This window comes from Streptomyces sp. NPDC056734 (assembly GCF_042790455.1).
Lineage (GTDB): Bacteria > Actinomycetota > Actinomycetes > Streptomycetales > Streptomycetaceae > Streptomyces.
In genome coordinates, this window is sequence record NZ_JBHTZD010000014.1 from 66,997 (window position 1) to 79,479 (window position 12,483).

Annotated in this window: 10 protein-coding genes and 1 pseudogene; 5 read left to right on the forward strand and 6 right to left on the reverse strand. The window is 72.1% G+C overall.

Annotated elements, in window-relative coordinates:
- On the reverse strand, positions 1-1,371 hold the full coding sequence (locus ACFRFC_RS21905; protein WP_382687809.1) for a glutamine synthetase family protein: 1,371 nt from the start codon (positions 1,369-1,371) through the stop codon (positions 1-3).
- 94 nt (positions 1,372-1,465) lie between these two features.
- On the opposite strand from ACFRFC_RS21905, the gene ACFRFC_RS21910 reads away from it, so the two are divergent.
- Together ACFRFC_RS21910 and ACFRFC_RS21915 are read left to right on the forward strand one after the other, a co-directional pair.
- Positions 1,466-2,200 (forward strand): FadR/GntR family transcriptional regulator, encoded by a 735-nt coding sequence (locus tag ACFRFC_RS21910; RefSeq protein ID WP_382687810.1) that lies wholly within the window; start codon positions 1,466-1,468, stop codon positions 2,198-2,200.
- A 155-nt stretch (positions 2,201-2,355) separates the two neighbouring features.
- A complete protein-coding gene (locus ACFRFC_RS21915; protein WP_382687813.1) occupies positions 2,356-3,045 on the forward strand; it encodes a gamma-glutamyl-gamma-aminobutyrate hydrolase family protein in 690 nt (229 codons plus the stop codon).
- An 83-nt stretch (positions 3,046-3,128) separates the two neighbouring features.
- On the opposite strand, the gene ACFRFC_RS21920 is transcribed toward ACFRFC_RS21915, so the two are convergent.
- Entirely contained in the window at positions 3,129-4,088 is a 960-nt protein-coding gene (locus tag ACFRFC_RS21920; RefSeq protein ID WP_382687960.1) for a LysR family transcriptional regulator, read from the reverse strand.
- Between the two features lie 79 nt (positions 4,089-4,167).
- Here ACFRFC_RS21920 and ACFRFC_RS21925 point away from each other — a divergent pair, with 79 nt between their 5' ends.
- Positions 4,168-5,307: a TDT family transporter gene (locus ACFRFC_RS21925; RefSeq protein WP_382687816.1), complete on the forward strand. Its 1,140-nt coding sequence runs from the start codon at positions 4,168-4,170 to the stop codon at positions 5,305-5,307.
- On the opposite strand, the gene ACFRFC_RS21930 is transcribed toward ACFRFC_RS21925, so the two are convergent.
- The 4 genes and pseudogenes from ACFRFC_RS21930 to ACFRFC_RS21945 form a co-directional block, all read right to left on the reverse strand.
- The gene (locus ACFRFC_RS21930; RefSeq protein WP_382687819.1) at positions 5,255-5,980 is read right to left on the reverse strand and encodes a helical backbone metal receptor; all 726 of its coding nucleotides are present in this window, start codon (positions 5,978-5,980) and stop codon (positions 5,255-5,257) included. The genes ACFRFC_RS21925 and ACFRFC_RS21930 overlap by 53 nt on opposite strands.
- Before the next feature lie 43 nt (positions 5,981-6,023).
- Positions 6,024-6,587: a helix-turn-helix domain-containing protein gene (locus tag ACFRFC_RS21935; RefSeq protein ID WP_382687822.1), complete on the reverse strand. Its 564-nt coding sequence runs from the start codon at positions 6,585-6,587 to the stop codon at positions 6,024-6,026.
- Positions 6,588-7,056: 469 nt separating this feature from the next.
- Positions 7,057-8,895: pseudogene (locus ACFRFC_RS21940) on the reverse strand (ABC transporter permease/substrate binding protein); the annotation flags it as partial.
- The gene (locus ACFRFC_RS21945) at positions 8,888-10,126 is read right to left on the reverse strand and encodes a glycine betaine/L-proline ABC transporter ATP-binding protein (protein WP_382687824.1); all 1,239 of its coding nucleotides are present in this window, start codon (positions 10,124-10,126) and stop codon (positions 8,888-8,890) included. The pseudogene ACFRFC_RS21940 and the gene ACFRFC_RS21945, both read right to left, overlap by 8 nt.
- Positions 10,127-10,461: 335 nt before the next feature.
- On the opposite strand from ACFRFC_RS21945, the gene ACFRFC_RS21950 reads away from it, so the two are divergent.
- Both ACFRFC_RS21950 and ACFRFC_RS21955 read left to right on the forward strand, forming a co-directional pair.
- Complete coding sequence (locus ACFRFC_RS21950; protein ID WP_382687962.1) at positions 10,462-11,373, forward strand: 5'-3' exonuclease H3TH domain-containing protein; 912 nt, start codon at positions 10,462-10,464, stop codon at positions 11,371-11,373.
- Positions 11,374-11,601: 228 nt separating this feature from the next.
- The gene (locus tag ACFRFC_RS21955) at positions 11,602-12,456 is read left to right on the forward strand and encodes a siderophore-interacting protein (protein WP_382687827.1); all 855 of its coding nucleotides are present in this window, start codon (positions 11,602-11,604) and stop codon (positions 12,454-12,456) included.
- Positions 12,457-12,483 lie beyond the last annotated feature (27 nt).

Genomic DNA, 12,483 nt, shown 5'->3' on the forward strand with positions numbered 1-12,483 from the left:
TCACATGCGTTCGAAGGAGCGGCGCAGCTCCCAGTCGGTGACGGCGGCGTCGAAGGCGTCCAGTTCGACGCGGGCCATGTTGCGGTAGTGGTCGACGACCTCGTCCCCGAAGGCGGCGCGGGCGAGCGCGCTGTGCTCCCAGAGGTCGGCGGCCTCGCGCAGGGTGGTGGGGACGTGGGCGTAGTCGGCGGTGTAGGCGTTGCCGGGGCAGGCGTCGGGGAGTTCGAGCCGGTGCTCGATGCCGTGCAGGCCGGCGGCGACCATGCCCGCGACGGCGAGATGCGGATTGACGTCACCGCCGGGGACCCGGTTCTCGAAGCGGATGGAGGGGCCGTGCCCGACGACCCGCAGCGCACAGGTGCGGTTGTCGTGCCCCCAGGCGACGGCGGTCGGCGCGAAGGAGCCGGGCTGGAACCTTTTGTACGAGTTGATGTTCGGCGCGTACAGGAGCGCGAACTCGCGCAGGGCGGCCAGTTGTCCGGCGAGGAAGTGCCGCATGACCTCGGACAGGCCGCCGGGGTCGGTGGGGCCGCCGGTCATCACGTTGGTGCCGGTGGGGTCGGTGAGCGAGAGATGGATGTGGCAGGAGTTGCCCTCGCGCTCGTTGTACTTGGCCATGAAGGTGAGGGAGACGCCCTGCTGGGAGGCGATCTCCTTGGCGCCGGTCTTGTAGATGGCGTGCTGGTCGCAGGTGACGAGGGCGTCGTCGTAGCGGAAGACGATCTCGTGCTGGCCGGGATTGCACTCGCCCTTGGCGGACTCGACGGTCAGGCCGGCGGCGGTCATGTCGTTGCGGATGCGGCGCAGCAGGGGTTCGATGCGGCCGGTGCCGAGGACGGAGTAGTCGATGTTGTACTGGTTGGCCGGGGTCAGTTCGCGGTAGTGGGCGTCCCACGCCTGCTCGTAGGTGTCCTTGAAGACGATGAACTCCAGCTCGGTGCCGACCTGGGCGGTCAGGCCGAGCGCGGCGAGCCGGTCGAGCTGGCGGCGCAGGATCTGCCGGGGCGCGGCGACGACGGGGGTGCCGTCGGCCCAGGCGAGATCGGCGATCACCAGGGCGGTGCCCTCGTTCCAGGGCACTCGGCGCAGGGTGCTGAGGTCCGGGTGCATGGCGAAGTCGCCGTAGCCGCGGTCCCAGGACGACATGGCGTAGCCGTCGACCGTGTTCATGTCGGTGTCGACGGCGAGGAGGTAGTTGCAGCCCTCGGTGCCGTGCTGGAGGACCTCGTCGAGGAAGAAGCGCGCCGCGAACCGCTTGCCCTGGAGGCGCCCTTGCATATCGGGGAAGGCCAGGACCACGGTGTCGACGTCACCCGCCGCGACGAGGGCGTGCAGTTCCTCGATGCTCAGCGGGGGTGTGCGGTCTGCCACGGGAGAGCCTCCTTGGGGTTCTTGAGGAGTCTTCGGTCGGCCGGAGCCATAAGGTATTGCGGGAGACCATTGCTTGGGAAGGGGGCACGGCCACATGCCGGTGAATCGTGCGAACGCACCCGTCGACCGGTTGACGCCGGTGCTGCGGCCGGTGCGGGCGGGCAACGGCTTCGAGGAGGCGCTGGAGCAGATTCTCCAGGTCGTCCGGCTCGGGCTGGTCCCGGCCGGGGGCCGGCTGCCCGCCGAGCGGGAGCTGGCGGAGCGGCTCGGGATCAGCCGGGTGACCCTGCGGGAGGTTTTGAAGGTGCTCCAGGACCAGGGCCTGATCGAGTCGCGGCGCGGGCGGTACGGCGGCACGTTCGTGCTGGCGCGCACGGAGTCCGGGGGCGAGGACGAGTTGCGGCGGCGGATCGCCGAGGCCGACCTTGAGGACGTGCTGCGCTTCCGGGAGGTGCTGGAGACGGGCGCGGCCGGGCTGTGCGCGGCGCACGGGCTGAGCGAGGCGGGCGCGGCCCGGCTGCGGGCGGCGCTCACCCGCACGGGGGACGCCCCGCTGGGCGAGTACCGCCGGCTGGACACCCTGTTCCATCTGGCGCTGGCCGAGCTGTCCGGCTCACCGTCGCTGACCGCGCAGTACGCGGCGGTCCGGGCCGCGGTGAACGACCTGCTGGACTGCATCCCGCTGCTGGTACGCAACCTGGAGCACTCCCAGCGGCAGCACGCGGCGGTGGTGGAGGCCGTGCTCGACGGGGACGCGGACGCCGCCCGGGAGATCATGCGGGAGCACTGCGCGGGGACGGCGGCGCTGCTGCGGGGGTTTCTGGCCTGAGGTGGGGTCGGCCGCCGGGGCGGGGCGGGGATTCCCGGGGGTGGGGCGGTAGGTGTGTCCTTGGTGTGTCCTTGGTGTGTCCTTGCCTTCGAGGTTCCTTCGGGCAAAGGTGTGAGGGTGATCCATTGGGGGTGTGTGGAGCGGTGGGAGGACCGATGACCGGCAGGCCGTTGATCGGCGTCAGTACGTATCTGGAGTCCGGCGTGCGCTGGGGCGTCTGGGAGTGGCCGGCGGCGCTGCTGCACGCCGGGTACCCGCGGCTGATCCAGCGCGCGGGCGGGCTCGCGGCGATGCTGCCGCCGGACGCGCCCGAGCACGCGGCGGCGGCCGTGGCCCGGCTGGACGGGCTGGTGATCGCGGGCGGCCCGGACGTCGACCCGGCGCGGTACGGCGCCGAACGTGACCCGCGGACCGGGCCGCCGGCGCCGGAGCGGGACGCGTGGGAGCTGGCGCTGATCGACGCGGCGGTGGCCTCCGGCGTGCCGCTGCTGGGGATCTGCCGGGGGATGCAGCTGCTGAACGTCGCCGTCGGGGGGACGCTCGTCCAGCATCTCGACGGGCACGCCGAGCGGCCGGGGGTGTTCGGGACGCATGTCGTGGAGCCGGTGCCGGGGACGCTGTACGCGTCGGTGGTTCCCGAGGTGGTGGAGGTGCCGACGCATCATCATCAGGCCGTGGGGCGGGTGGGGGCGGGGCTGATGGTGTCGGCGTATGCGGCGGATGGGGTGGTGGAGGCGGTGGAGTTGCCCGGGGAGGGGTGGGTGCTGGGGGTGCAGTGGCATCCGGAGATGGGGGAGGACGTGCGGGTCATGCGGGCGCTTGTTTTGGCATCGGGCGCCCACTGACTCGGGGGTGGCTGCTGGATCGCGGGTGCGGGTTGTTCGTGGTTGCTCGCGCAGTTCCCCGCGCCCCTTCGGGGCGCTGGTGCTCAGGGCGTCGGGGTGCGGGTTCTTGTCAACGTCAGGAGGTCTCGGGCCGGGCCTGTGGGGCGGTGGCCGGTGCGCCAGACCGCTCTCAGGTCTCTGCGGAGGCGGACTCCGGCCACCGGGACGCTCGTCAGGCGTCTGGTGGTCAGCTCCTCCAGTACCGCCAGTTCGCTGAGGACCGCCGGGCCCGCGCCGCCCACCGCCGAGGACTTGACCGCCGTGGTGGAGGAGAGTTCGAGCAGCGGGCGGGCCAGGCCGCCCAGGGCCGCGTCCAGGACCTGGCGGGTGCCCGAGCCCTGTTCCCGCAGGACCAGCGGGGTCGCGGCGAGTTCCGCCGGGGACAGGGGGGTGCGGCGGCGGGCCCAGGGGTGGGTGGGAGCCGTGACGACCACCAGCTGGTCGTGGGCCACCACCACGGAGTCCAGGCCGGACGGCACGGACAGTCCCTCCACGAAACCCAGGTCGGCCTCGTCGGCGAGCAGGCGTTCGGCGACCGTCGCCGAGTTGCCCGCGAGCAGCGACACGGCGGTGTCGGGGCGTTGGACGCGCAGCGCGAGCAGCCAGCCCGGCAGCAGGTATTCGGCGATGGTCATGCTGGCGGCCACCCTCAGCCGGGAGTCACGGCGGTCCCGCAGCGCCTGCGCGCCCGCGTCGAACGCCTCCGCCGCCTCCACCACCCGGCGGGCCCAGTCGGTCACCAGCGCACCCGCGTCGGTGAGCCGGGAGCCGCGCGGCGACCGGTCGAGCAGGGCGACACCGAGCTGGCGTTCCATCGAGCGCAGCCGGCTGCTGGCGGCGGGCTGGCTGATACCCGTCGCCCGGGCCGCCGCGCCGAGGCTGCCGAGCCGGGCCACCGCCAGCAGCAGCTCCAGCGCCCCGAGATCCGGCACCCGATGGGCCAGCGCGCCCGGCACCGGACGGTGGTCCGCGTCCCGGCCCTCGCCACCCTCCACACTCTCCATGCTGCTCATAACTCCAGCTTATGCCCCCATAGAGGCGTAGTCCCTGGTGGCGGGGGCGCGGCGGCGCGACCGTGGAGGCATGGTCACCGCCGTCCGTCCCCTGCCCTTCCCCGTCACCCCGGGCCGGGTCCGCGCGCGGGCCGTCCGTCATCTCGGGCCCAACTGGTACGCCGCCGTCATGGGCACCGCCATCGTCGCCACCGCCGGCGCGGCGCTGCCCGTCCAGGTCCCCGGCCTGCGCACCCTGTGCGCCGCCGTATGGGCGCTGTCCCTGCTGCTGCTCGTGGTGCTGCTCGGCGCGCGGGCCCTGCACTGGCGGCACCACGCCGACCAGGCCCGCGCACATCTCCTCGACCCCGCCATGGCCCCCTTCTACGGCTGTCTGGCGATGGCCCTGCTGGCGGTCGGCGGCGGTGCGGTGACCGTCGGCGCCGACTGGATCGGCACCACGGCGGCGGTCGCCCTGGACGCCGTGCTGTTCACGGCCGGTACGGCGATCGGGCTGGCGGCGGCGGTCACCGTCCCGTATCTGATGGCCGTACGGCATCGGGTCGGGCCGGGGCAGGCCAGTGGGGTGTGGCTGCTGCCGCTGGTCGCGCCGATGGTGTCGGCGGCGCTCGGGCCGCTGCTGGTGCCGCATCTGCCGCCCGGCCAGCCGCGCGCGACGCTGTTGCTGGCGTGTGTGGCGCTGTTCGGGCTGAGCCTGGTGGCGACGCTGCTGACGCTGCCGCTGATCTTCGCCCGGCTGCTCACCGGCGGCCCGCCGCCGCCCGCCCTGGCCCCGGCGCTGTTCCTGGTGCTGGGCCCGCTGGGGCAGTCCACGACCGCCGCCGGGCAGTTCGCGGACGTCGCCCCGGGGGTCGTACCGGAGCCGTACGCGGCCGGGTTCGGGGTGTTCGCGGTGCTTTACGGGGTGCCGGTCATGGGGTTCGCGCTGCTGTGGTTCGTCCTGGCGGCAACCTTCGTGGTGCGGGCGCGCCGGCTGGGGCTGCGCTTCGCGATGACGTGGTGGGCGTTCACGTTCCCGGTGGGCACCTGTGTGACGGGGGCTGCGGCGCTGGCCCGGCACACCGGGCTCCTCGCCTTCGACGCGCTCGCCGTGCTGCTGTACGCGGTGCTGGTCACCGCCTGGCTCACGGCCGCCGCGCACACCGTACGGGGCGTGCTCAGCGGAGCGCTGCTCGCAGCGCCTGCCCCAGCACCCGCGGGGCCTCGCTGAGGGAGGGGCCGTACCAGGTCAGATGGCGTCCGCCGACCAGGGCGCTGGGGATGCCGGGGAAGGCTTCGGGGCCGTCGTCGGCGGTGAAGCGGTACGGCTCGTCCGGGAGGATCACGAGGTCGGGCTTCGCGTCCAGCAGCTCGGGCAGCGGGATCCTCGGGTAGCGCTCGGGGTGGGCGGCGTACAGATGGTCCACGCCGAGGCGGGCCAGGACGTCCCCGGCGAAGGTGTCGCGGCCCAGGACCATCCAGGGGCGCCGCCAGATCGGCACGACGGCGGTCCTGCGGCGGCCGGGCGCGGGCAGCGCCGCCCAGGCGGCCTCGGCCTCGTCCAGCCAGCGCGGCCGGGAGGGGGCACCGCAGACGGTGAGGACCCGGGCGAGTTCGGTGAACGCCTGCGCAACCGTGCGCACCTCGGTGACCAGGACCTCGATCCCGGCGGCGCGCAGGGCGGCCAGGTCGGGCTCGCGGTTCTCCTCCTCGTTGGCGATCACCAGATCGGGGGCGAGGGCGACGATCCGCTCCACGTCGGGGTTCTTGGTGCCCCGTACGCGGGTCACGGCCAGGTCGGGCGGGTGGGAGCACCAGTCGGTGGCGCCGGCCAGGACACCGGGGAGGGAGACGGCGACGGCCTCCGTCAGCGAGGGCACCAGGGAGACGACACGCGGCGGCATACCCGCAATCATCCCTGACGGCTCCGGGGAGCGCTGAAGGGCCCTACGGGCGGTCCTCGACGGCCTCGATGTGCTCGGACACGGCGACGACCAGGACCCGGGTCTCCGGCTCGGTCGCCCGCCAGCGGTGCCGGACGCCGCCGGTGAGATACAGCGAGTCGGCGCGGCCCAGGCGGTGGACCCGGCCCTCGGCCTCGATCTCGACGGCGCCGTCGGCGACGTACAGCAACTGGTCGTTGCGGTGCTGGAATTCGCGGCCCGCCTCGTGGTCGCCGGTGAACTCGGACGCCTGCATCTGGTGGTGACCGCGCACCAGGGAACGCACCCGGGGCCCGGTCACCGGTTCGGCCTGCTCCGCGCGCACCACGTCCACGCTGCACGCGGGGTCGGCGGCGGCGAGCAGTTCGACGGCGGTGGTGCGCAGGGCGTCCGCGACCTTCTCCAGGGAGCTGCGGCTGGGCCGCGCCCGGTCGTTCTCGACCTGGCTGAGGAAGGGCACCGACAGGCCGCTGCGCTCGGCCACGACGGCGAGGGTCAGGTCCAGGGCCCGGCGGCGGCGCCGCACGGCCGCGCCCACCCGCAGGGGCTGTTCTTTGTGGTCGCCCATCGCTCCGGCTCCCTCCTTCGCGCGTCGGTCCGGGTGCTTCGGTCCATCCTGCGACGAGTTCTCTTCTGTGACGAGTCCGCTTCCGCCGGTGACGAGTCCTCTTCTTGCGGTGACGAGTCCTCTTCCGGTGGCGTGGTTCTCTTCTGATGAGTTCTCTGCACCCTACGCATGTTCGGCAAACCGTTTCGGGTGGCCGTCATATCGCCGACACATTGTCCGAGGTCCGGCCCCTCGATTCACGCCATTTCGCGGGATCGCGTACGGCGTGGAGGGGCCGGTCCGGCGCGTGTGGCGGGGCTTCGCGCCGGATTCCTGAACATTCGTGCGCCGGTTGACGCCTGGTGCCGCCTGGTGGTGGCACTCCGTGATTGGCCGGATTCTTGCCGTGACTTTTCGGCAGGGCTTCGGCAGGGGCTCGCGGGCGGGGCCGACCGCTGGGACAGTCACGCGGGGGTCACCCCGTCTGGTCCGGTGTTCCCGGAGCGCCGGTGTCCGGCACGGGCGCGTACGTGTCGACCAGGCCCGGGTTCTGCTCCAGCCAGGTGCGCACGGCCTGCTGCTGGTCGCCCTTGCCCGCCTTGTTGATCTCGGCCTCCAGGCCGGTGAGCTGCTCCTCCGTCATGGTGAAGTCACGCAGCCACTGCGCGACGACCGGGTGCTCGTCGGTGAAGCCCTGGCGGGAGAGCATGTGCACCCCGTCGCCCGAACCCCAGGCGCCCTTGGGGTCCTTGAGCTTCTTCAGGTCGTAGTCGTTGTACGCCCAGTGCGGCGACCAGAGGGTGACGACGATCGGTTCCTGTTTGGCGTACGCCCGCTTCAGCTCGGCGAGCATCGCCGGGGTGGAGCTGTCGACGACCTGGTACTCGCCCTCCAGGCCGTACTCCTTGAGGATCTTGCTCTTCAGCAGGGCCATCTCACCGGCGCTGGCCTCGATGCCGGTGATCTTCCCGCCGAACCGGTCGGCCTGGCCCTTGAGGTCTTCCAGGGAGTCGATGTCCTCCATGTAGCTGGGGACGGTCAGTTCCAGGGAGGTCTCGTCGTACCAGGAGCCCAGGTCCTCGAGCCGGTCGCCGTACTTCTCCCAGTACTGCTCATGGGTGGTGGGCAGCCAGGAATTGGTCTCGAAGTCGAGGTCTCCGGCCGCCAGGGACGTATACATCGGCCCGGCGTCCAGTTGCTTGGCCTCGACCTCGTAGCCGCGCTGCTCCAGGATCTCCTTCCACAGGAAGGTGGAGGCGATGCCCTCGTCCCAGGGGATGTAGCCGATGGTGAGCTGCTCGCCCTTGCCGACGTTGCGTGCGTCGGCGGTGGCGGTGGTGTCGGAGGTGCTCTTGCCGCCGCCGAAGATGCCGAGGCCGCCCGCCACCAGGGCGAGGACCAGGACTCCGGCCATGGCGACGGCCGGGCGGGGGCGGTACTGCCAGACCTTGACGGCGTGCGCGGTGTGCGCGGCACGGGCCCGGGCGGCGGCGCGGCGGGCCATCGGGGAGACCTGGGTGCCGAGCGCGCCGGTCATCCGGTCGAGGTAGATCGCGAGGATGACGATGGCGACGCCCGCCTCCGAGCCGAGGCCGACGTTGAGCTGGCCGAGGGCCTCGTTGACATCGGCGCCGAGGCCGTCGGCGCCGACCATGCCGGCGATGGCGGCCATGGACAGGCCCAGCATGATCACCTGGTTGACGCCGGCCATGACGGTGGGCAGGGCGAGCGGCAGCTGGACCCGCAGCAGGATGTCGCGGCGGCTGGTGCCGAACGCCTCGGCGGCCTCGACCAGGTCCTTGTCGACCTGGCGGATGCCGAGTTCGGTCATCCGGACGCCGGGGGCGAGCGCGAAGATCAGGGTGGCGACGATGCCGGCCGGGGCGCCGCTGCCGAAGAAGAGGATCGCCGGGATGAGGTAGATCATCGCGGGCAGCGTCTGCATGAAGTCGAGGACCGGGCGGACCAGCCCGCTGACCCGTTCGGAGCGGGCGGCCCAGATGCCGACCGGCACCGAGATCACCAGGGCGATCAGGGTGGCGACGAGGACCAGGGAGAGGGTCATCATCGCGTTCTCCCACAGCCCCAGGGAGTCGATGAAGGCGAAGCCCGCGAAGGAGAGCACTCCGGCGAGGGTGCCGCGCAGCCAGAAGGCGATCACGGCGAAGATACCGGCGAGCAGCAGGGGCTGGGGGGCCTGGAGGACGGCGTCGATGCCGTCGTACACGCCCAGGAAGAGGGTTTTCAGGAAGTCGAACAGCCAGGCAACATTGTCCAGGAGCCAGTCGACGGTGCTGTTGACCCAGTCGCCGAAGGGGATTCTAGGCACGGGCGATCACCTTCTCGCCGCCCTGGTCCTCGCGGCCGGGTCGGTCTTCCCCGCTGTGTGGGCTGCGTGGGCCGCTTGAGCCGCCTGGGCTGTTGGGGTCGCTTGAGCCGCCTGGGCTGCTTGGGTCGCCTGGGCTGCTGGGGTCGCTTGAGCCGCCTGGGCTGCTGGGGTCGCCTGGGCCGCGGGGGGTCCCGCAGGGCTCGACCGGGCCCCGCTCGTCGCCGACGAGGGCCACCAGCCGCTGCCGGGGGACCACGCCGACCAGCTCGCGGTCCCTCAGCACGGCCACGGGGTGCGGCAGCCGGGCGCTGAGCGCGCACAGCTCGTTGAACGGGGTGCCGGGGGCCGCGGTGGGACAGCGGCAGTCGGCCTCGTCGCCGCGCAGCTCGGTGTCCATGACGGCCTCGGCGGTCAGCACGCGGGAGCGGTCGACGTCCTGGATGAAGGAGGCGACGTAGTCATTGGCCGGGCGCAGCAGGATGTCCTCGGCGGTGCCGTTCTGCACGATCTCGCCGTCCCGCATGACGGCGATGCGGTCACCGAGGCGCATGGCCTCGTTGAGGTCGTGGGTGATGAAGACGATGGTCTTCTTCAGGGTGCGCTGAAGGGTCAGCAGCTGGTCCTGCATGTCCCGGCGGATCAGCGGGTCCAGGGCGCTGAAGGACTCGTCCATCAGCAGCAGATCGGCGTTGGTGGCGAGCGCGCGGGCGAGGCCGACGCGCTGCTGCATACCGCCGGACAGCTCGTCGGGCCAGGACTTCTCCCAGCCTTCGAGGCCGGTGAGGGCGAGGGCCTCGGCGGCCCGCCGCTCCCGCTCCGCCCGGGCCACGCCCTGTACGGCGAGTCCGTAGCCGGCGTTCTCCAGCACGCTGCGGTGCGGGAAGAGCGCGAAGTGCTGGAAGACCATGCTGATCTTCCGGGCCCGTACGTCGCGCAGCGCGCGCGGGGTGAGCCCGGTGAGGTCCTGCCCGTCGAAGCGGACGGCGCCCGCGGTCGGCTCCAGCAGCCCGTTGAGCATGCGCAGCAGGGTGGACTTGCCGGATCCCGACAGCCCCATGACCACGAAGATCTGACCGGGTTCCACGGTGAAGGAGGCGTCGATCACGGCGGCTGTGGTGCCGTCGGCGCGCAACTCCTCCCGGTCGGCTCCGTCGCGGAGCCGTTGTACGGAAACGGCCGGTCGTCTTCCGAACACCTTGTACAGGTGCTCGGCCTCAAGCCTGGATGACACGCGAACCTCTTGTCTCGGGGGCAAGGACAAAGGAGCGACGCCGGGCCTCGCAGCGGTGAAGCTGCAACCGGCATCACTCCGAGGCGGCGCCTGCCCCTGCCCTCTCGCGCCAAACGAAATGTGTTCCGGCTCACAGGGAGTGGGTCTTGATTTGAGGTGGGAGTTGACTTTCGAGGCGGCTCCCCCGCCGGACCTGACCTTCCGGGCGACCTCCCGCGCCGGACCTGACCTTCCGGGCGCCTTCCCGTGCCGGACCGGTGACCCCGCGCCCCGCCCGTGCCCCCGAGCCCGTTGTCAGTGCCGTGCGGCATGATGCGAAGGTGACCGGACAGCTGATGCTCCTCGACACCGCCTCGCTCTACTTCCGCGCCTATTTCGGCGTCCCGGAGTCCGTGAAGGCCCCGGACGGCACACCGGTGAACGCGGTGCGCGGACTGCTGGAATTCATCGAACGCCTGGTCCGGGACCACCGCCCCACCCACCTGGTGGCCTGCATGGACGCCGACTGGCGCCCCCACTGGCGGGTCGAGCTGATCCCCTCGTACAAGGCGCACCGGGTGGCCGAGGAGCGCGAGAGCGGGCCGGACGCGGAAGAGGTGCCGGACACCCTGTCCCCGCAGGTGCCGGTGATCGAGGCGGTCCTCGACGCGCTCGGCATCGCCCGGGTGGGCGTCGCGGGCTACGAGGCGGACGACGTGATCGGCACCTTCACCGCGCGGGCCACCGGCCCGGTCGACATCGTCACCGGCGACCGTGATCTGTACCAGCTGGTGGACGACGCGCGCGGGGTGCGGGTGCTGTACCCGATCAAGGGCGTCGGCATGCTCCAGCTCACCGACGAGGCGGTGCTCCGCGAGAAGTACGGCGTGGACGGCGCCGGGTATGTGGATCTGGCGCTGCTGCGCGGCGACCCCAGCGACGGTCTGCCGGGCGTGCCCGGCATCGGGGAGAAGACGGCGGCGAAGCTGCTCGCCGAGTTCGGTGACCTGGCCGGCATCATGGCCGCCGTCGAGGACCCCCGGGCCAGACTCACCCCCTCGCAGCGCAAGCGGCTGACGGAGGCGCGGCCGTATGTCGAGGTCGCGCCGAAGGTGGTCCGGGTCGCCGACGACGTACCGCTGCCGCCGGTGGACACCGCGCTGCCGCACGGGCCGCGCGATGGGGCGGCGCTGGACGAGCTGACGGCCCGCTGGAATCTGGGCGGCTCCCTGCACCGGCTGCTGCTGACCCTGGAGGCGGTCCGGTGACACGCGGTCCGGTGACACGCGGTCCGGTAACACCCGCCGCTGGCCGCAGGCCCTTTCACCAAAAATCGGCCACCGCAAACACACGATAGGAAAATGCCCTGCTCCGCACAGGTGCGAGAGCCGGTCACTATGCCAAAACATGGTCATGTCGCCGCACAAGGGCGGGTGCCGACGGGAATGGAGTGCTAACTTAGGTAAACCTAAGCATGGAACAGCAGGGAGGCTGTCATGGCAGCACGTCCGGCCCGCAGGCCGCCGAAGTCGCATTCCGCGCAGGTCGTCCGCACCGAGCGGCTGACCCCTCATATGCAGCGCGTGGTGCTCGGGGGCGACGGCCTCGCCGATTTCGCGGCGGACAGCTGCACCGACCACTACGTGAAACTGCTGTTCCCGGCCGAGGGCGTCGTCTACCCCGAGCCGTTCGACGTCCAGCGCATCCGCGCCGAGTTCCCGCGCGAGCAGTGGCCGGTCACCCGGACCTACACCGTGCGCGCCTGGGACCCCCGGCTGCGCCACCTCACCCTGGACTTCGTGATCCACGGGGATGAGGGCCTGGCGGGCCCCTGGGCGCTGCGGGTACAGCCCGGTGAGACCGTGCGCTTCCTCGGCCCCGGTGGCGCCTACGCCCCCGACCCGAGCGCCGACTGGCATCTGCTGGTGGGCGACGAGAGCGCGCTCCCGGCCATCGCCGCGGCGCTGGAGGCGCTGCCGCGCGGGGCGCAGGTGCGGGCCTTCGTGGAGGTCTCCGGCCCCGAGGAGGAGCAGAAGATCGACTCCGACGCGGAGATCGTCTGGCTGCACCGCGGTGACCGCCCGGTCGGCGAGGCGCTGGTGACGGCCGTACGGGCGCTGCGTTTCCCGGAGGGCCGGATGCACGCGTTCGTGCACGGCGAGGCGAGCTGGGTCAAGGATCTGCGCCGGATGCTGCGCATCGAGCACCAGGTGCCCCGCGAGGACATCTCCATCTCCGGCTACTGGCGACTCGGCCACGACGAGGACGGCTGGCAGGCGGCGAAGCGGGACTGGAACGCCCGGATCGAGGCGGAGCAGGAGACGAGCGACGGCGAACAGACGGCGGCCTGACCCGGTCTGCCCGGACGCACCCGGACG